Consider the following 19,456-nt stretch of genomic DNA (forward strand, 5'->3'; position numbering starts at 1 on the left):
GATCAACTTAGCCGATCGGCCGAGTCGGTGCGACGCTCGCCTTCGGCGGGACACGCGTGCTCGGCGCAGTGCCCGGACGCCGCAGAAGACCAGTGTGCGGCGCGGACCGTCGCCAGCCGCAGGGCCTCCTCGGGGGTGAGCGCGCCGCCGCGCTCCAGCTCGATCGCGTAGTCGGCGTCACCGAGCGCCGCCCGGACGGCGCCGACGATCCGGTCGGTGTCGGCCGTCTCGGCGGGGCCGGCCGGTAGCCCACCGGACCTGCGGGCTGCCTCGGCGGACCCCAGCACGCGGGCCGCCGACCGGTGCTCGCCGGCCACCGACAGCGCACCGGCCATACCGACCAGGGCGTACGCGACGTCACGAGGGCCGCCGAGCTGTCCGGCCGTGGTGAAGGCCGCGGTGTGCCGGCGTACCGCTTCGGCGGCGTCGCCGCGCAGCTCGGCGGCGAAGCCCAACTCGGTGAGGACCAGTGACAGGTACAACGGCGGGTCGTCGGCTGACGCACCCCGTTCCAGCCCACCCAGGTGTGTCTCCGCCAGGTCGAGCAGGCCGTCCCGCCTTGCGGCGATGCCGAGCACCAGTTCCAGGAGGATCCGACCGAAGCGGAACCCGTGCTCCTCGGACATCGCCAGCGCCCGTTCGCACCAGGCGCGGGCGGCCGGGTAGTCGCCGAGCTGCACGCAGGTCCAGCCCAGCCAGCCGAGCCGGCCGACCGCGTCGGGCCACAGACCCAACTCCTCGGCGATCTCCAGTCCTTCCCGGTGCAGGCGCAGCGCCCGGTCATGGTCGCCCGCCATCTCGGCCAGGCTGCCGAGCCATTCGGTCGCCTGGAGGACTCCCCACCGGTCGCCGAGCTGGTCGAACAGCTCCGCGCTGCGGGCCGCGTCCCGGGTGAGCGACCCGGTGTCGCCGGCCGCGTGTGCCAGCTTCGCCCGCACGCTCAGCACCGCCGCCTCGCCCCACCGGTCACCGAGATCCCGGAACGTCGCGAGGGCGGCCGTGAGCAGGGCAGTGCCGCCGTCGACATCACTCAGGTCGGTGCCGACGTGGGCGAGGAACCACTGGGCGCGGGCCAGACCGTGCGGATCGCCGGCTGTCGCGTACGCGGCCAGCGCCTCATCGCGCCGGACCAGCCAGTCGGTCACCTCGCCCTGCATGGCGGCGAGACCGGCGCGCCAGGCGAGCGCGTCGGCGCGCAGCGCCGCCGGCACCCCGCCGACATCGCCGGCCATCGCGCCCCCACCACCGGCACCGGTGACCGTTCCACGGCCCACGGCATTCTCGTCTGCCAGCGCCAGCGCGGTGTCCAGCGCGCGCGCCGCCTCCACGAGCCGGCCGCGCAGCTGGCGGTACCACACGAGGCCGGTGGCGAGCCGCAGCGCCGGCTCGGCGGCGCCGCGCCGCACCACGTGGTCGAACGCGGCCCGCAGGTTGGCCGACTCGGCGTCCATCCGGCGCAGCCACTCCCGCTGCCCGTGGCCGGTGAGCCCGGCCCGGGAGCGGGCGGCCAGCTCGGTGTAGTGGCCGGCGTGCCGCATGCGGATCCGGTCGGTCTCGCCGGACTCCGCCAGTCGGTCCAGGCAGTACGCGGTGACGGACTCCAGCAGCCGGTACCTCGGTTCGCCGCCTTCGGCCATCACCACCAGGGATCGGTCAACCAGCCGGGCCAGCAGGTCCAGCACCGCGTACGTCTCGACGTCGTCGCCGGCACACACCGCCTCCGCCGATTCGAGCGTGCAGCCGTCGACATGCACCGCGAGCCGGCGCAGGACCACCCGTTCCGGCTCGCTGAGCAGGTCCCAGCTCCAGTCGACCATCGCGGTGAGGGTGCGTTGGCGGTGCGGCGCACCGCGGTGACCGGTGGCGAGCAGCCGGAACCGGTCATCCAACCGGGCTACCAGGCCGTGCACGCCCAGCGCCCGCACCCGGGTGGCCGCGAGTTCGAGCGCCAGCGGGATGCCGTCGAGCCGGCGGCACAGCAGCGCTACGGCCGGCCCGGTCTCGGCGTCCAGGGCGAAACCCTTCGCGGTGGCGGCGGCCCGCGTCACGAACAGCTGGACGGCGCTGGACCGGGCCCAGGCCGCGGCGTCCGCACCGGGCTCCGGCACCGTCAACGGGGGTACGTCCCAGAGCACCTCTCCGGCGAGGCCGAGCGGCTCCCTGCTGGTGGCCAGCACGGAGATGCCCTCCGCGCCGCGCATGATCCGGTCGACGAGGTCCGCCACCTCCTCAACCAGGTGCTCGCAGTTGTCGAGCACGAGCAGTTTCCGGCGCCCGCGCAACGCCGCCACAAGCGTTTCGGTCGGTGAGCCGGGCTGCCCGTCGGCGGCATCCCGGATACCCAGCACGGCCAGCACCGCCTCGGCCGGCGCGTATCCCGGACCCGGTCCTGGCGTCATCGGTCCCGGTGCCGTGGCTCCCGGTGCCGTGGCTTCCGGGGTCGTCGGTCTCGGCGGTGTCGGTCCCGGGGTCGTCGGCCCGGGTGGTGTCGGTCCCGGTGGTGGCGGGGCGGCCCGGTCGAGGCCGGCGAGTTCGACGAGGAATACCCCGTTGTCGTACTCGTCGTGGAGCTGCCGGGCCGTCTCGATCGCGAGCCGGGTCTTGCCCACCCCGCCGGAGCCGACGAGCGTGACCAGCCGGCCCTTCGCGAGTAGGGCCCGCACCTCGTCGATCGCCTCGTCCCGGCCGATCAGCGCGGTCACCGGGGCGGGCAGGTTGGTCGGCGGCCGGTTCGCCGGTGGCGTCCCGGTGGCGGTCAGCGCGGGATCCTGGGCGAGCATCGACCGGTGCAGGGCGACCAGGCCCGGGCCAGGGTCCAGGCCCAACTCGTCGGCCAGCCGCTCCCGGAGGTCGCGGAAGCTGTCCAGGGCCTCGGTCGGCCGACCGGCACGATAGAGGGCGAGCAACTGCGCCGCCCGCAGCCGTTCCCGCAGCGGATGCCGCTCCACCAGGTCGGACAGCTCCGCGGCGAGCGCGCTGTGCTCGCCGAGTTCCAGCCGGGTCTCGGCGTGCTCCTCCAGGACCGCGAGCCGCTGTTCCTCCAGCCGGTTGGCCGCTGCGCGGACGAACTCCTCGTCGGCGAAGTCGGCGTACGCCGGTCCCCGCCACAACGCGAGCGCGTCGGCGAACAACGCCGCCCGATCTCGCGGATCGGCGACGGTCCTGGCCCGGGCGGTGAGCGCGGCGAACCGCCCGGCGTCCACCGCTCCGGCGTCGACCTGGAGCAGGTAGCCGGGCGGGCGGGACACGACCAGGTCACGCGCACCCGGCTCAGCGTCGGCCAGCGCCTTGCGAAGCTGGGACACCCGTACCTGGACCGCCCCGGCCGGGTTGGCCGGTACGCCGTCACCCCAGAGGTCGTCCACGAGCCGGTCGGTGGAAACCGGCCGGCCGGCGTGCACGATCAGGTCGGCCAGCAGGGCCCGCACCTTCAGCCCGGGAACGGTGACCGCCTCGCCGGCGTCGGTCCAGGCCGCCAACGGGCCCAACACCCCGAATCGCATCGGCCCAGCGTACGAGAACCGGCCCGGCCGGCCGGGGACGGCTGAAGCCGAGCTGAAGGCGACCGTAAGCGGGCGGGGCGATCGTGTGGAGGTGCCGGCGGGTGCGACGAGGAGGGTGCGGGATGTCCGACGACCGACTACGGGTGGCGGTGATCATCGGGAGTACCCGGCGGGGGCGGTTCGGTCCCACCGTGGCCGACTGGTTCGTCCGGCAGGCCCGGCGCCGGCCGGAACTCACGGTGGACCTCGTGGATCTGGCCGAGGCCGAGTTGCCGGAGGCGCTCGGCGACGGCGACGAGCGGCCCCCCGAGCCGGTACGCCGGTTGGCGCCGCGGCTGACCTCCGCCGATGCGTTCGTGGTGGTCACCCCCGAGTACAACCGCAGTGTGCCGGCGCCGCTGAAGTTGATGATCGACTGGTACGACGAGCCGTGGCGGGCCAAGCCGGTGACCGTGGTGGCGTACGGCCGGGACTCCGGCGGGTGGTACGCCGTCGAACAGTTGCGGCAGATGTTCACCGAGCTGAACGCGGTGACCATTCGTAACACCGTCATCCTGCCCTGCTACTGGGATCTGTTCGCGGCGGACGGCAGTTGGCCGAAGCCGTCCGCCGACTGTCGGATCGCCGCCGGCGCCGCGCTCGACCAGCTCACCTGGTGGGCGTACGCGTTGCGGGATGCCCGCGCCGCCCGCCCGTACCGGGGTTGAGAGTATGCCTGGCCATACCCCGATCCGGCCCACTGGCGCCAGTGCCCGCCACCCCCGCCCGATGATCTGCTGGTCCCGGACCGGCAGTGGAAGTACGGGACGGGAGTGGGATGGAACGACTGGGAATCCGGACGGCGCTGGCCAGCGCCGTTCTGATCGCGGTGACCGGCTGCGGGGACCTCGCGGCGATCGACGAGGAGTCGGCGGCCGGGCGGGACTTCCCGTTCACCGGCACGGCACTCGCGATCGAGAACAGCGGCGCCGAGTTGCGGTTGGTCGGTGGACCGGCGGGCACCATCGGGGTGGACCGGACCCTGACCGGGAAGGCCACCCGGGACGGCAACGCGCGGTGGTCGATGGACGACGGGACGCTGCGACTGTCGGTCACCTGTAGCGGGATCGTCCCCGACTGCGGTGGCCGGTACGTCGTGCACGTCCCACCCGGGGTGGCGATCGAGGTGGCAAGCGCCGGCGGACCGGTGCGGGCGGTCAAGCCGGGCGTCGATCTCACCGCCTCGGTGACCGACGGCTGGCTTCGGGTGGAGGAACCCGGCGGCAGGCTGCGCCTGCGCGCCGACAACGCGGTGGAGGTCACGGGGGCGCGTTCGGCCGACGTCGTCGCCAGGTCCACCGAGGGTGGCGTCACCCTCTCCTTCGCCGCCGCACCCCGGCGGGTCGAGGCGCGTGCCGACATCGGCGCGGTCACTGTCACGGTTCCCGACGGCCCGGAGACGTACCGGCTGGCGGAGCGCGCGGGGACGGGGAGCATCCCCAGCGACCCGAGCAGCGCGCGGGTAATCACCGCCGTGGCCGGCGAGGGCCGGGCCAGCCGGGTACGGAGGGCCGGTTGATGCTGGAGTTGATCGACATCAGCAAGGTCTACCGGGGTGGGAAGCGGGCGGTCGACGGGGTGAGGCTGCGGCTCGGCCCCGGTCTCGTCGGACTGCTCGGTCCCAACGGCGCGGGCAAGTCGTCGCTGCTGCGGATCGCCGCCACGGTCACCCGTCCGTCCACCGGTCGGGTGTTGTTCGAGGGCGCCGACGTGGTGGCCCGGCCCGATCCGCTACGTCGAACCCTGGGCTACCTGCCGCAGGACTTCGGGGTCTATCCCCACCTGAACGCCCGGGAGTTTCTGTCCTACCTGGCCGCCGTGAAGGGACTGGCCGCCCGCTCCGCCCGGGGACGGGTCGACGAACTGCTGGAACTTGTCAACCTGAGTGACGCTGGCCGGCGACCGCTGGGCACGTACTCCGGTGGGATGCTGCGCCGGGTCGGCATCGCGCAGACCCTGCTCGCCGATCCGGCGGTGCTTGTGGTCGACGAGCCGACCGCCGGCCTGGACCCGGAGGAGCGGGTCCGGTTCCGCAACCTGCTCAGCGACCTGGCCGCCGACCGGGTGGTGCTGCTCTCCACGCACATCGTCTCGGACATCGAGTCGGTCGCCGGTGACATCGCCGTGCTGGCCGGCGGTCGGCTGCTGCGCCGAGGCAGCCCGGAGGAACTGCTCCACTCGGTCGACGGTCAGGTGTGGGAGGCGCTTGTCGCCCCGGCCGACGTACCCCGGCTTCAGGCCCGGCACGTGGTCAGCCGGCTGGTGCGGACGGCGGCCGGGGTCCGGGTCCGGCTGGTGTCGCCGGTGCCGCCCGGCCCGGACGCGAGCCCGGTGGCGCCCGACCTGGAGGACGCCTACCTCGCCGTGGTCACCGCCCGCACCGGCCTTCCGAGCGGAGCCGGTCGATGAGGCCGCGCGTGGTGGGCGCCATCGCCCTCGCCGACTTCCGCGAACGGGTACGCCGGCCGGCGTACCTGATGATCCTGCTGACCGCGGTGCTGCTGGGTTATGTGGCCGTGCCCGCGGCGGACGCGCGCTGGACGGTCGTCAGCCTCGGCGCGTACCGGGGGAGCTACGACAGTGCCTACGTCGGCACGGTGACCGCGCTTGCCGGCGGGCTGTGGTTGAGTCTGGGCGGCTTCTACGCGATCAGGGTGGCGGTGGAACGGGACCGGACCAGCGGGGTCGGTCAACTGCTCGCGGCCAGCCCGGTGCGCACCACGGGTTACCTGCTCGGCAAGTTCACAAGCAACCTGATGGTGCTGGGCTCGATGGCCGCGATGCTGGTGCTTACCGCCGGCGTGATGCAGGTGGCCCGGGGCGAGTCCCGGACCGTCGATCCCGTGGCGCTGGTGCTGCCGTACCTCCTGCTGACCGTCCCCGTGCTGGCCGCCACCGCGGCGATGGCGGTGCTGTTCGAGACCGTGCCGGTGCTGCGGGCCGGGCTGGGCAACATCGTGTGGTTTTTGTTGGCCATGATCGGGCTGATCGTGGCCGCCTCGCCGGCCGCGCCGCTCGGCGGCCTGGGGGTGCGACCGTTCGCCGAGTCGGTCCGCGCGGACCTGGCGGCCCAGCGGCTGCCCGTGCAGGAACTCGGCATCGGCCTGATGTACCTCGACCAGCCGCCCCGGCCGTTCGCCTGGTCCGGGCTGGACGTGACCACGGAGTTCCTCGCGCAACGCGGTGCGTTGATCGCGCTCGCGGCCGGATTGGCTATGCTGCCGGCCCTCTGGTTCGGCCGCTTCGATCCGGCCCGCGGCCGGGGCCGCACGGCTCCGGGTCCCGAGGGCTCGGCTCCGGTGGGCTCGGCTCCGGGTTCCTGTGGCGCGGGTCCGGTCCCGGTCGGCCCGGCGCCGGCTCCGGCGGTCCCGGCGTCGCCTCCGCTGGTCCCGGCGCCGGCGCCGGTGGTACCGGCGTCGCCCGGTGGGCCGGTCGGCGGTCTTGCCGGGCACCTGCCCCGGGTGATGACCGCACCCCGGTCCGGGCACGCGTTCGGCCGGGTGCTCGCCGGTGAACTGCGGGTCCTGACCCGTGCGGGGTCGGTGTGGTGGTGGCTTGGCGTGGCGGTGCTGACCGTCCTCGCCCTGGTCTTGCCGCTTTCGGTGGCTACCGGGCCAATGCTGCTCGCGACGGGCATCTGGCCGATTCTGCTCTGGGCTCGACTCGGCACCCAGCCGGTCGCATACGGGGTGGACGCGCTATTCGGCGGATACCCAGCGATACGCGTCCGGCTGTCGGCCGAGTGGACGGCGGGTCTGCTGGTGACCGTCCTGGTCGGACTTGGCCCGGCGGCGCGGATGGCGTTGGCGGCCGACCGGGCAGCAGCGGTGGCATGGGCGGCTGGCTGCCTGTTCGTGCCGTCCCTCGCCATCGCCTGTGGTGTGCTCAGCCGCACCAACCGGCTGTTCCAGGTGCTCTACCTGCCGGTGTGGTACGCCATCGTCAATGACATCGCCGCGGTCGACGTGCTCGGTGCGCTGCGGGTTGATGGGCAACCCGCCGGTCCGCCGCCGCTCGCCGTGGTGGGACTGGCCGGTGGCCTGTTCGCCGTCGCGACCGTCGTGGTCTCGATCCGGCACGCCCGCCGGTGATGCCTCTGCCGGAACCGCAGTCCGTCCACGTTGTCCGGCAAGACGAACCGATTGACCCGGAGACAGCTGGATCTTGGACAGATGTCGTCCTATCTGGACGGAATTTGTCCAAGATCTCGATCCCGTCGGGACAGTGTGTCACGTCGGATCAAACGAGCGTCCTGGCATTGGTCGACTCACTGTCGGCGATGTAGGGGTGTCGCTGAGGGCGGGACCGCCCCGCTTCGCCGACATTGAGTCGATCACGGCTAGCGTGGCGTTTACGAGCCCTGGTCTATCGACAGAATGATCGAAGTGGATCCTGCTCCTCAACGTCGCGTGGGCGGACGTTGTCTCTCGTCGCCCTTCGGGCATGCTGTGCCATTCGCAACAGCTACTCAGCGCTAACTCGATCCCTTGCTCAGTAGCATTGGCCATAGACAATAAAGCGAGCCTGGCGCGGGTGTTGCGCGGGCTACAGCAGCGCAAAGGGACACGCGTCCTCTGACTGAGGGTCGAACAACGTCGCACTACGTAGTCATCAGTATTGCGTCGGAACTTGACCTTCGAGCTGGTCGAGGGCTCATGGTGGCTGCGTGACTACGACCAACGAACCTGCCGCGACCCAGCCCGCCGCGACCGAGCCGGCCGCGCCCCAGCCGTCCAAGCCTGCCGCGGCCGGGCCGCCCACGCAGGGGCTTGACGAGATGATGGCGAAGATCGGTGCCGCCGTCGCGCTCGGGCGGTCGGGGCAGCGCGCCGAGGCCCGCGAGACGCTCGCCGCGCTCTGGGCACAGGCCGGCGACGCCTTCCAGCGCTGCACGATCGCGCACTACCTGGCCGATCTCCAGGAGACCACGGAGGCGGAACTCGGCTGGGACGAGCGGGCCCTGGCCGCGGTCGCCGGCCGCATCGACGAGCGGGCCGAACAGTATCCGCACGCTCCGCAGGTGCGGGCGTTCCTGCCGTCGCTGCACCTCAACCTCGCCGACTGCCACCGCCGGTTGGGCGACACCGAGCGCGCGCACCAGCACCTGGCCACCGCCCGGGAGTTCCTGGACGCACTGCCGGACGACGGGTACGGCGAGTTGATGCGCGACGCGATCCGGCACGTCACTGACGCCCTGGCGGCCGGGTCGACGGAACCACTGGCATCCCACCCGCGTTGATCGTCGCGATGTGCGGCGTGTCGGGGGGTTGCGGCGACCGCAACCCCCCGACATCCCGCGAACCGAGTCGATCTCGCCCGCGAACCGAGTCGATGTCGACACTGCCGGTCCGCGAATCGGGTCGATGCGCGTGGCGAGCCGGTCAGCCCACCTTGAGCTGCGAGGCGAGGGTGCCCGCGCCGTCCGGTGCGGCCCAGCCCGCGAGCGCCCGCGGGTTGGCGCCGAGCGCCCGGGTCAGCGGTACGGTCACCGTCACCCGACCCGCCCCGGCCACCGGCACGACAAGCGTGCCGACCACCCCGGCCGAGTCGACCACGAACACGTGCGCCGAGCCGGCGCCGGTGGCCCGCAACCGCACCGTGACGCCGGAACCGCCGGCCTCACCGACCCGGGCCGAGGTGACCCAGCCGCTCTGGTCGCGGGGCGCGGCCGGTCCACCGGACAGCGGTACGTCGATCCGGACCGCCTGCTCGATGCTCTGCGGCGAGTCCACGCTGGCCAGCGCGTCGCTCGGGATCACCGGCTCGTCCGCCGGGCGGTCCGGCGGCGCCGGAAGGTCCGCCAGCCGGGCCACGCCCCACCGGTACGGGTCGCCCTGCACGCCACCCCACGTCGACCAGCCGATCCGGGTCTGACCGGTCTTGTCCTGGGTGTCTGAGTCGTACACCAGGATGTTCAGCCCCAGCCGGTCCGGATGGACCGCGTCGGGCAACTCGGCGAGCGGGATCGCCGTCTCCACGACGTACCCGGTGTCGGAGACGGTGCTGGCCCACCGCACACCCGGCGCCGTCTCGGCGGCCGGGCCCTGGTGGTTGTCGGCGTCGCGCAGCGCGCACGCCGGCCCCTCGGCGGTGAACGGCAACACCGCGAGCTTCATCGTGGTCGAGGTGTTCTCACTGGTGCCGCGCGGGTCGAGGGCGATCTCGACGCTGTCGGTACGCCAGTGCCGCTTGCAGTCGGCGGTGGCCAGGGCGGTGCCTCGCACGTCGTCGTTGACCTGAACCGCGATGTGCAGGGTGTCGCCGCTGCGGGTCAGCCGCGCGGTGCCCGAACAGTCGGCGGCCGAGTCACACGCACTGCCCTCCCAGACGCGGGAGATGTCCAGCGGGTCACCGGGATACTCGCCGTCGCCGAGCACCCCGTCGACGACCGGAGCCGTCCCCGCCGGTTCGATCGTGGTGGTGGGGACGAGTTCCAGGGCCGGCCTGGTGACAGACGTCCCGCCGCCCTCGGTGGTGGCCGTGACCGTGTACGCGTAGTCGCCCCCCGTGTTGCTGGTCGGCAGCGCGGCGTCGGTGTTCGTCACGACGAACGTGACGGTGGCCGAGGAGCCGGGCGCCAGCCCGGTGAACGGCCTGCTCGCCGCGTCGGCGGTGAACCCGTCCGGCAGGTCCAGTGTGACGGTGCCGGACCGGGCGGTGTCGCTGTGGTTCGTCACGGTGTACGCGATCGACCGGGAACCGCCGGAGCCGATGGTGAGCACCGGCAGCACGAAGCCGCGCAACTGGGCCACGCCGACCTCGGCCGCCCACGACTCGAACTCGCCCACCTGCGGCAGTAGCTGCTGCTGGACCCGTACATCGGGGGTGATCTCCACCTGGTGGGCGGTGTGCCCGGCACCGGCGGCGGTGGCCAGCGTTGCCTCGATCCGGGCCCGGGAGCCCGGTTCGGCGCCGGCGGGTGGCGTGACGGTGAAGGTCGCGGTGGCCGTGGCACCGGGGCGTACCCGCCCGAGCGCACCGTCACCGCTGACCGTCCACCCGTCCGGCACCGTCAACTCCACCGTGGACCGACCGAGGTTCCCGGCCTTGGCCGCGGTCACCGTCGCGGTGACGGTGAGCGGCTCGCCCGGACGGACGTCGAACGGGGCGTCGAGGGAGAAGGTGGTGCCCAGCGGCACGGTCCCGGCCGGCCGGGTGAGCGCACCGTCCAGGATGGCGGTCGGGGCGGCGGCGGCCGGCGTGCCGGCGAGCGGGTACGGCACCCGGGAGTCGACGAGCGTGAACCGGTCGCAGCCGAGCTGCGCCGGATCGGTGGGTACGTCGGGGAAGCCGGCCCAGCCCTGCGAGGCGTACTCCCGCTGGGCGTCCCGTTCGATGGCGGCCCAGGTGCGGCCCTGCCGCTGGGAAACGGCGCCCGACCAGACGCCGTAGATGTCCTGCGACGGGTCGACCGGCTCGAAGGTGTCCACGCAGGACGGTCCGGTCGGGCCGGTCCCACGGGCCCGGTTCAGCAGGATCTTCGCCGGCGCCCAGGGCTTGAGTCTCTCGTCGCGGAGCTGTTCGGGGAACGCGTTCGGGTCAGCGGCGGCGTAGTAGGCCGCGATGGCTTGCCGGGCGGACTCCTGGTGGTTGCCGTGGTTGCCCGGTGACGGCGCCGGGTCCATGGTGATCAGGATTTCCGGCCGGGTCTGCCGGACCAGCCGGACGACCCGGGCCAGCGTGTCGCGTTCGTCCCAGACCTGCTGGCTCAGCGGGGCCGAGACGGTGTAGTAGAAGTCCACCTTGTCGAGGTTGAACACCTCGGTGATGCCAGCCTTGCCGACGGCCCGCCGTTCCTCGCCCTCGCGGAGCAGACCGAGGGCCGGACCTTCCTCGGGGCCGACGGCGTTGCCGCCGCCCTCGCCCCGGGTGATGGTGACGACGCCGGTACGGATGTCATTGGTTTCCCGCCACTGCCCCAGGGTGGACAGGGTGCCGGCCTCGTCGTCGGGGTGTGCCCCGACGAACAGGACGTCCAGGTCGACCGGGGTACCGGCCGAGGTGGACGGCTTCGGTGGAAGCGGTCCGGCGGCGGTGGCCGGTGCGCCGGGGAACGTTCCCGCCGCCAGTGCCGCCACGGTCAGGACGGCGGTGGCCCGGCCGGTTCGGGATGAGCGGACTCGCATGCTGCCTCCAGTATGTGGGGGAGTTGGTGCCCGTACTGGTGGTGCGCTGGTGCCGGTGCCGAAATCCCGGGCCTACTCGCGGACAGCGCCCTCGAGCATGCCCTGGATGAAGCGGCGTTGCAGGAACAGGTAGAGGATGACCACCGGGGCGGCGACGAGCACCGCGCCGGCGGCGAGCAGGGTGAAGCCGGAGGTGTACTGGCCCTGGAAGAAGGCCAGCCCGAGCGGTGCGGTCAGCAACTCCCCGCTGGGCGCCATGACCAGCGGGATCAGGAACTCGTTCCAGGTCCACATGAAGGTCAGCACGACAAGCGTGGTCACCGCCGGCCGGCCGAGCGGCACCAGGATGCGCCACAGGATCGTCCACGAGCCGGCGCCGTCGAGCCGGGCCGCCTCGACCATCGACGGCGGGCTGGCCCGGAAGTAGGCGCGCATCCAGAAGGTGCCGAACGCCACCGACTGCGCCACCTGGGGCAGCGCGATCGCCCAGAAGGTGTCGGTGAGCCCGAGCGTGCGCAGGTCGAAGTAGAGCGGCACCACGATCGCCTCGGCCGGCACCATGATGCCGAGCAGGAACAGGTAGAACAGCACGTTGCGGCCGCGGAACGGCATGGTGCCGAAGGCGTACCCGCTCATCACCGACAACACCGTCGCGCAGGTCACCACGAAGGCGGAGACCGTGACGCTGGTGAGCATCGACTGCCCGAACCGGCCCTGCCGCCACGCGGCGGTGAAGTTCTCCGGGTGTACGCCGAGCACGCCGGCACCTGCCGATCCGGTGGCGCTGTCGTCCGGGCCGAGCGCCGCCATCAGGATGGTCAGCACCGGCCAGAGCGCGTACGCGGCGAAGGCGAACAGGATCAGGTAGTTGGCGGCCCGCTCACCCCTGGAGATCATTCTGAGCCACTCTCCCGGTCGGCGATCCGGTTGACCCCGAGGCTGATCAGGAAGATCAGCGCGGTCAGCACCACGGCAACGGCGGTCGCCGAGCCCACCTCGCCCAGCTCGAACGCCCGGCGGTAGACCTCGTACGACGGCACCGAGGTCGAGTTGCCGGGCCCGCCGCTGGTGGTCACGTAGATCAGGTCGAAGGTCTTCAGCGCGGCGATGATGGTGAGGGTCAGCGCGACCGCCACCTCGCCGCGCACGGCCGGCAGGGTGACCGCGAAGAACTCGCGCGCCGGGCTGGCACCGTCGAGGCGGGCGGCCTCGTACCGTTCCGACGGGATCCGGCTCATGCCGGCCATCAGCAGGACGGTGACCAGGCCGAGCTGCACCCAGGTGCCGATCAGACCGACGGCCGGCAGGGCGAGCGTGTAGTCGCCGAGCCAGCCGCGGGTGAGGCCGTCGAGCCCGATCGCGCGCAGCGCGCCGTTCAGCGGCCCGTCCGGGTCGTAGATCCGCCGCCAGGCCACGGCCACCACGACCATGGCCACGACCTGCGGCAGGAACACGACGGTACGGAAGAAGGCCAGCCCGCGTACCTTGGCGCGGGTGAGCAGGGCGGCCAGCGGCAGGCCGAGCAGCACCGGCAGCACCGCGTAGAAGCCGATGAGCACCAGCGCATGCCCGAACGACGCCCGCAGGTCGGGGTCGCCGAGCACGTCGGCGTAGTTGGCCAGGCCGACGAACGTGCCGAGGGTGGCCCCGTCGTACTCGTACAGGGAGAACTGCGCGGAGCGGATCAGCGGGTAGAGCAGGAAGGCCGCGTAGACCGCGAACGCGGGCAGCAGGTACGCCAGGGGTAACCAGCCCGACCGTCTCCCGGGTCGGCGCTGGGCACGATTACCGCGTCCGTGGTGGCGGGACGGTCCTGAGGGGACCGTCCCGCCCCGTGCCGCGGTGTCAGCCGTTTCCGTCGAGGAACTTGGCATTGTCGTCCTGCAGCTTCTGGAGGAACTGCTGCGGGTTGATCTTCTTCGCCATCAGGTCCTGCAGGGCCGCGCCGAGGGTGTCGCCCATCGTCGGGGTGGCGTAGTCCAGGTACGGCACCAGCCGGCCGGACTCGGTGGTGCTCCCGAAGGCGGTGAAGACGTCCCCCTGGACGCCGCCGGGCTTCTGCTGCTCGGCGGTCTCCACCACCGGCATGTTGCCGGTCTTGGTGAGCGTGGACATCGCCTCCGAGCTGGTGATGAAGTTGATGTACGCGGCGGCGGCGTCCGGGTTCTTCGCCTTGCTGGTGACGGTGAAGGGCAGGCCGGTGCCGCCGGTCGCGGCGACCTTGCCGTCCGGGCCGGGCGGCGGTGCGACGAAGCCGACCTTGTCGCCCATGGCCTTGCCGAGGTCCGGTCCGAGCCAGGAACCGGCGATGAGGAAGACGCCCTGACCGGCGGCGAAGTTCTGCCACGCCTTGTCGTAGTCGGTGCCGTTCGGGCTGTCGTTGAAGTAGCCCGAGTTCACCCAGGTGACCAGTTCCTCAGCGGCCTTGGTGTTCTCCGGCGTGGTCCAGGACGCGCCGGAGCGCCCGAAGCCCAGGGTGGTGATGGTGTCGGCTGGGACGTGCTGGCCCTGGATGGTGCCGAAGACGTGCAACGCCGGCCACTTGTCCAGGTTGCCGAGCTGCAACGGGATCTCGCCGCGCTGCTTCGCGGTGGCCAGTGCGGCGGTGAACTCCGCCCACGTCTTCGGCGGCTGGATGCCGAGCGTGTTCAGCTTGTCCTTGCTGTAGAAGATGCCCACGATCTCCCCGACCTGCGGCAGCCCGTAGACGTTGCCCTCGCCGAAGGTCTTGCCGTCGGGCGAGTAGCGCGAGTACTGGAGGACGCTGTCCGGGTAGCGGTCCGCCCATCCGTACGCCTTGGCCCACGGTTCCAGCGAGACGAGCTGCTGCGCCCGCACGAACGTGCCCATGTCGGCGCGGCCGTTGTTGGCCTGTACGACGTCCGGAGCGTCGTTCCCGGACAGCGCGAGGCGCAGCGTGGCGCCGAGGTCGTCGAAGGAGCGCGACACCCGGTTGATGGTGATGTTCGGGTACTTGGCGTGGAAGGCTTCGTTGAGCGTCTTCATCTGCTCGTCCTGGCCGCCCCGGACCTCCTGGTCCCAGACGGTCAGGGTGACGTCCCCGAGCTTCGCGGCATCGGTCTGCACGGCCCGGTCGTCACCGCCGCCGGACGGCTTCTCGGAGTCCGACCCGGGTGCGCAGGCCGCCGCGCCGAGCACGCCCAGCGCGGTGACCAGTCCGGCGACGACCCGCAGCCGGGCCGGTATTCGTGGCCGGCGCGGCCGTTTCGGTGATCGAGACATGGATTGCTCCTTTTGGGGGCGGATAGGGTATTCGTTCTGTCACCCGGCGTCATGGTCGGAGTAGCGGGCCAGCGTCGCATGCGCGCGCCGTACCTCGCACACCGGCCCCGAGGGCAGCAGATGGGGGAGGAAACCGTACCGGTTGGCCAGTTCCACGGCCGTCGGGTCGCCCGTGGCGGCAATCTCGGTCGTGTGCCGCCACCAGTCGAGCAGGTCGCCCCAGCCGGGTGCGGCAAGCGAACCGCCGAAGTGCTGGACGGCGAGCCCGGCGCACAGGCCGGCGAAGAGCAGCCGTTCCCGCAGCGGCCAGCCGGCGACGGTGCCGAGCACCAGCCCCGCTCCGAACACGTCACCGGCGCCGGTGGGGTCGAGGGCGACGGTGGGCAGCGGCGGCACCCGTTCCTCCTCGCCGGTGGTGGCGTCGATCGCCATGGCGCCGTCGCCCCCCAGCGTCACGACGGCCAGCGGCACCCAGTCCGCGACGCGGCGCAGGGCCGCCTCGGGGGTGCGGGCGTGCGTGTACGACATCGCCTCCACCGCGTTGGGGATGAACGCGTGACATTCGGCGAGCTGATCGGCCAGGCCCGGGTTCCAGGTGCCGGACGGATCCCAGCCGACGTCGGCGAACACCAGGGCGCCGTCCGCCCGCGCCCGCCGGGCCCAGCCGGGCAACTCGATGCCGCCCGCGACGTCACCGAGGCTGGCCACCACGGCGCGGGAGCGGGGCGGTCGGCCGATCATTTCGTCGACCGGTACGGGAAGCTCATGACCGTGCGTGACCATGCTGCGGTCGCGGTCGACCGCCATGGACACGGTGACCGCGGTGTGCCAGTGGGTGAACCGCCGGGAGCCGGTGAGTTCCACGCCCTCCTGCCGGAGGGTGCGCCAGCAGAAGTCGCCGTAGGCGTCGTCGCCGAAGCCGGCGGCCAGGCCGGTGCGCAGGCCGAGCCGGGCGGCAGCCACGGCCAGGTTGGCGATGCCGCCGGGTGCGGAGCCCATCCCGGCGGCCCACACTTCGGTGCCGGGCTTCGGCGCGCTGGGTAGCCCGGTGAAGACGATGTCGAGAAACACCGTGCCGGCCATGAAGACATCCATCGCCGCGAGGTCGCGCTGCCGGATCCCGGCCAGCGGATCCCACCGGGGCTTGTCCGGTGACGGCCGGTCGTGCGCGGGCGCGTCGGCCGAGGGGGTGTCCTGCGGAGAACTCGGGGCGTCAGCGGCGCTGCGTACTGCCCTGCTCACTTCTGCTCACTTCCGGATGAGTGTGCCTGCTGCGGGAAGCTCGTTCATCGGTCCGTGTCCAGGTCTCACCTGTCTTGCCTGTGCATGGTGCTCCGCCGAGCCGGGGAAGGCAAGCCCCTTTGTGCGCGGTTCTGCGCACAACTGCGTACGACTGATCGTTGTTGGTTGTCCGGTGCGTACGCCGGTGTTAGCTTCTACCCGTGCTTCCAGTCAGTCGGCACGAGCAGATCGTGCGCCGGGTCCGGTCCTCCGGAGTCGTCTCGGTTTCCACGCTCGCGGCTGACCTGGGAGTCAGCGCCTCCACCATCCGGCGGGACCTGCAGGTGTTGACCGCCCACGGTGCGTTGCGGCGCATCCGGGGCGGGGCGGGCACCGTCCAGGTGGAGGAGGTGCCCTTCGCCGAGGTGGCCGCCGTCGCGCCGGACGAGAAGGAGGCCGTCGCCCGCCGCGCCGCGAATCTCGTCCGCGACGGCGAGGTGCTGTTGCTGGACATCGGCACCACGACGGCCCGGCTCGCCCGACACCTGCGCGGCCGCCGGATCACCGTCATCACCAGCAGCCTGGCCGTCGTCGACGAACTACGCGACGACGAGGCTGTCGAGCTGCTGGTGCTCGGCGGCATCCTGCGACGCAACTACCTGTCCATGGTGGGGATGCTGACCGAGGAGGCGCTTCGCCAACTCCGGGCGCACCGGCTCTTCCTCGGCACCAGCGGCATCCGCCGGGACGGCCAGGTCATGGACACCACGCTTGTCGAGGTGCCGGTCAAGAAGGCGATGATCGCGGCCGCCGAGCAGACCGTGCTGCTGGCCGACCGGGGCAAGTTCCCCGGGTCGGGGCTGCTCCCGGTGTGCGGACCCGGCGACGTCGACGTGATCGTCACCAACGATGCCGTCGATCCGGGGACGCTGACGGCGTTCGCCGAGGCGGACACGGAGGTCATCCAGGCGTGCGACTGACCGTTCTGGGTGGCGGCGGCTTCCGGGTGCCGCTGATCTACCGGCAACTGCTCACCCAGGAGCCCGGCCCGGACGTACGCGACGTGGTGCTGCACGACCTGGACGAGGGTCGGCTGGCCGCGGTGCACGCCGTGCTGGAGCAGATGGCCGCCGACCGGCCCGACGCGCCGAAGGTCCGCACGACGACCGACCTGGACGAGGCGCTGGACGGCGCCGACTTCGTCTTCTCCGCGATCCGGGTGGCCGGACTGGCCGGCCGGACGGTGGACGAGCGGGTCGCGCTCGACCTCGGTGTGCTGGGCCAGGAGACGACCGGACCGGGCGGTCTCGCGTACGCGTTGCGCACCATCCCGGTCTGTCTGGACCTCGCCGACCGGGTGGCGCGACGCGCCCCGAACGCCTGGGTCATCAACTTCACAAACCCGGCCGGCATGGTCACCGAGGCGATGCGGCGCCGGCTGGGCGATCGGGTCATCGGGATCTGCGACTCCCCGATCGGGCTCGGCGAACGGGCCGCCCGCGCACTGGGCCTGGACGTCGCGCGGGTCACCATGGACTACGTCGGGCTCAACCACCTCGGCTGGCTGCGCGGGCTGCGGGTGGACGGCGTCGACCGGCTGCCCGATCTGCTGGCCGACGACGCGGCGCTGGGGCGGGTGGAGGAGGCACGGCTGCTGGGCCCGGACTGGGTCCGGTCACTCGGCGCGATCCCCAACGAGTACCTGTACTACTACTACTTCAACCGGGAGGCCGTCGCCTCGATCCGGGAGGCGCCGGCGACCCGTGGCGAGTTCCTGCGCCAGCAGCAGGAGGGCTTCTACGCGGCGGTGGCCCGGCGCCCCGGAGCCGCTCTGGAAATCTGGACGCGGACCCGGGCGGAGCGCGACTCGACCTACATGGCGGAGAGCCGGGACAGCGCCGGAGCCGGGGAGCGGCGGCAGGAGGACGTCGCCGGGGGCGGCTATCAGCGGGTGGCGCTCGACCTGATGGCGGGGATCTCCGGCGGTCGCGCCTCGACCATGATCCTCAACGTGCGCAACGGATCCGCCGTACCGGGCCTGCCGGCCGACGCCGTGGTGGAGGTGCCCTGCGTGGTGGACGCCGCCGGGGCCCGGCCGATCGCCACCGAGCCGCTGGAGGGCTCGATGCTCGGCCTGGTCCAGCAGGTCAAGGCGGTGGAACAGCTCGGCATCGAAGCCGCGGCCAGCGGGTCCGCTGCGGCGGCGGTCAAGGCGCTGGCCCTGCACCCGCTCGTCGACTCGGTGCACACCGCGCGCCAGCTGCTGGCCGGCTACCGGGAGAGGCTGCCGGGCCTGGCCGATCTGTTGCGCTGACCGGCCTCGGTTGTCCGGCGCCGGGACGACCGGGGAGCCCCGACCCGAAGAGGAGGAAGCGATGACGCAGCCGTCCGCACTCGCCGACCGGGTGGCCGGCGCTCCCATCTCCTGGGGGGTATGCGAGGTGCCCGGCTGGGGCTACCAGCTCGACCCGGACACCGTGCTCCGGCAGATGCGGGAACTCGGCCTGGTGGCCACCGAGTTCGGGCCCGACGGGTTCCTCCCCGACGACCCCGCGGCCAAGGCCGCCACGCTGGCCCAGTACGGCCTCACCGCGGTCGGCCAGTTCGTGCCCGTGGTGCTGCACGCGCCGGACCACGACCCGCTGCCGGAGGTGGAGCGGGCGATCACCGGGCTGGTGGCCGCGCGGGCGTCCACGGTGGTCATCGCAGCCGCCACCGGCACCGAGGGGTACGACGACCGGCCGGTGCTGGACGACGCCGGTTGGGCCACACTGCTGGCCAACCTCGACCGGATCGACGCGCTGGCCACCGGCCACGGCCTGGTGGCCACGCTGCACCCGCACGTGGGCACGATGGTGGAGACCGGCGACGAGACGGCCCGGGTGCTCGACGGCAGCCGGATCGGGTTGTGCCTGGACACCGGCCACCTGCTCGTCGGTGGTGGCGACCCGGTGGCGGTGGCGCGCGACCGACCCGACCGGATCGCGCACGTGCACCTCAAGGATGTCCGCGCCGACTGGGCGGACCGGGTGCGCACCGGCGAGGTGAGCTACAGCGAGGCCGTGGCTGGGGGGATGTACGCGCCCCTGGGCGATGGTGACGTCAACGTCGCGGCCATCGTCACCGCGCTGGAAAGGGCCGGATACCGGGGTTGGTACGTCCTGGAGCAGGACACCGTGCTCACCGGTCCGCCCGGCGGGTCGGGGTCGCCGGACGGATCCGGATCGCCGGACGGGTCAGGGCCGTCGGGCGGGTCCGCAGCCGGTCCGGTGGCGGACGTGCGGGCGAGCCGGGCGTACCTGCTCGACCTGGCCGGGAGCTGAG

General features: G+C 72.5%; 14 protein-coding genes. 8 read left to right on the top strand and 6 right to left on the bottom strand.

The window, feature by feature from the left end; all coding sequences use genetic code 11:
- Positions 1 to 2 precede the first annotated feature (2 nt).
- Positions 3 to 3,503, bottom strand: a complete 3,501-nt coding sequence (locus tag ACFQUZ_RS09020; protein ID WP_377439992.1) for a BTAD domain-containing putative transcriptional regulator — start codon at positions 3,501 to 3,503, stop codon at positions 3 to 5.
- A 122-nt stretch (positions 3,504 to 3,625) separates the two neighbouring features.
- Here ACFQUZ_RS09020 and ACFQUZ_RS09025 point away from each other — a divergent pair, with 122 nt between their 5' ends.
- From ACFQUZ_RS09025 to ACFQUZ_RS09045, 5 genes are all read left to right on the top strand, one after another.
- On the top strand, positions 3,626 to 4,210 hold the full coding sequence (locus tag ACFQUZ_RS09025; RefSeq protein WP_377439995.1) for an NADPH-dependent FMN reductase: 585 nt from the start codon (positions 3,626 to 3,628) through the stop codon (positions 4,208 to 4,210).
- Between the two features lie 110 nt (positions 4,211 to 4,320).
- Positions 4,321 to 5,061: a hypothetical protein gene (locus tag ACFQUZ_RS09030; RefSeq protein ID WP_377439997.1), complete on the top strand. Its 741-nt coding sequence runs from the start codon at positions 4,321 to 4,323 to the stop codon at positions 5,059 to 5,061.
- Complete coding sequence (locus ACFQUZ_RS09035) at positions 5,061 to 5,951, top strand: ATP-binding cassette domain-containing protein (protein WP_377440000.1); 891 nt, start codon at positions 5,061 to 5,063, stop codon at positions 5,949 to 5,951. The genes ACFQUZ_RS09030 and ACFQUZ_RS09035 overlap by 1 nt, the downstream gene beginning before the upstream one ends.
- Positions 5,948 to 7,633, top strand: a complete 1,686-nt coding sequence (locus ACFQUZ_RS09040) for an ABC transporter permease (protein WP_377440003.1) — start codon at positions 5,948 to 5,950, stop codon at positions 7,631 to 7,633. Before ACFQUZ_RS09035 ends, ACFQUZ_RS09040 begins: the two co-directional genes overlap by 4 nt.
- A gap of 686 nt (positions 7,634 to 8,319) precedes the next feature.
- Positions 8,320 to 8,781: a hypothetical protein gene (locus ACFQUZ_RS09045; RefSeq protein WP_377440088.1), complete on the top strand. Its 462-nt coding sequence runs from the start codon at positions 8,320 to 8,322 to the stop codon at positions 8,779 to 8,781.
- 142 nt (positions 8,782 to 8,923) lie between these two features.
- Here ACFQUZ_RS09045 and ACFQUZ_RS09050 read toward each other — a convergent pair whose 3' ends face one another.
- The 5 genes from ACFQUZ_RS09050 to ACFQUZ_RS09070 all read right to left on the bottom strand — a co-directional run bounded on the left by ACFQUZ_RS09050 (position 8,924) and on the right by ACFQUZ_RS09070 (position 16,153).
- Entirely contained in the window at positions 8,924 to 11,668 is a 2,745-nt protein-coding gene (locus tag ACFQUZ_RS09050; protein ID WP_377440006.1) for a sugar-binding protein, read from the bottom strand.
- Between the two features lie 72 nt (positions 11,669 to 11,740).
- Positions 11,741 to 12,565 (bottom strand): carbohydrate ABC transporter permease, encoded by an 825-nt coding sequence (locus tag ACFQUZ_RS09055; protein ID WP_377440009.1) that lies wholly within the window; start codon positions 12,563 to 12,565, stop codon positions 11,741 to 11,743.
- Complete coding sequence (locus ACFQUZ_RS09060; protein WP_377440013.1) at positions 12,562 to 13,542, bottom strand: carbohydrate ABC transporter permease; 981 nt, start codon at positions 13,540 to 13,542, stop codon at positions 12,562 to 12,564. Before ACFQUZ_RS09060 ends, ACFQUZ_RS09055 begins: the two co-directional genes overlap by 4 nt.
- Positions 13,514 to 14,911, bottom strand: a complete 1,398-nt coding sequence (locus ACFQUZ_RS09065) for an ABC transporter substrate-binding protein (protein ID WP_377440015.1) — start codon at positions 14,909 to 14,911, stop codon at positions 13,514 to 13,516. The genes ACFQUZ_RS09060 and ACFQUZ_RS09065 overlap by 29 nt, the downstream gene beginning before the upstream one ends.
- 39 nt (positions 14,912 to 14,950) lie before the next feature.
- On the bottom strand, positions 14,951 to 16,153 hold the full coding sequence (locus tag ACFQUZ_RS09070) for a carbohydrate kinase family protein (RefSeq protein WP_377440017.1): 1,203 nt from the start codon (positions 16,151 to 16,153) through the stop codon (positions 14,951 to 14,953).
- Positions 16,154 to 16,353: 200 nt separating this feature from the next.
- Here ACFQUZ_RS09070 and ACFQUZ_RS09075 point away from each other — a divergent pair, with 200 nt between their 5' ends.
- From ACFQUZ_RS09075 to ACFQUZ_RS09085, 3 genes are all read left to right on the top strand, one after another.
- Entirely contained in the window at positions 16,354 to 17,112 is a 759-nt protein-coding gene (locus ACFQUZ_RS09075; RefSeq protein ID WP_377440020.1) for a DeoR/GlpR family DNA-binding transcription regulator, read from the top strand.
- On the top strand, positions 17,103 to 18,446 hold the full coding sequence (locus ACFQUZ_RS09080; protein WP_377440023.1) for a 6-phospho-beta-glucosidase: 1,344 nt from the start codon (positions 17,103 to 17,105) through the stop codon (positions 18,444 to 18,446). Before ACFQUZ_RS09075 ends, ACFQUZ_RS09080 begins: the two co-directional genes overlap by 10 nt.
- A gap of 61 nt (positions 18,447 to 18,507) precedes the next feature.
- Entirely contained in the window at positions 18,508 to 19,455 is a 948-nt protein-coding gene (locus ACFQUZ_RS09085) for a TIM barrel protein (RefSeq protein ID WP_377440026.1), read from the top strand.
- Position 19,456 lies beyond the last annotated feature (1 nt).

The organism is Plantactinospora sp. GCM10030261, from assembly GCF_042666615.1.
GTDB lineage: Bacteria > Actinomycetota > Actinomycetes > Mycobacteriales > Micromonosporaceae > KBS50.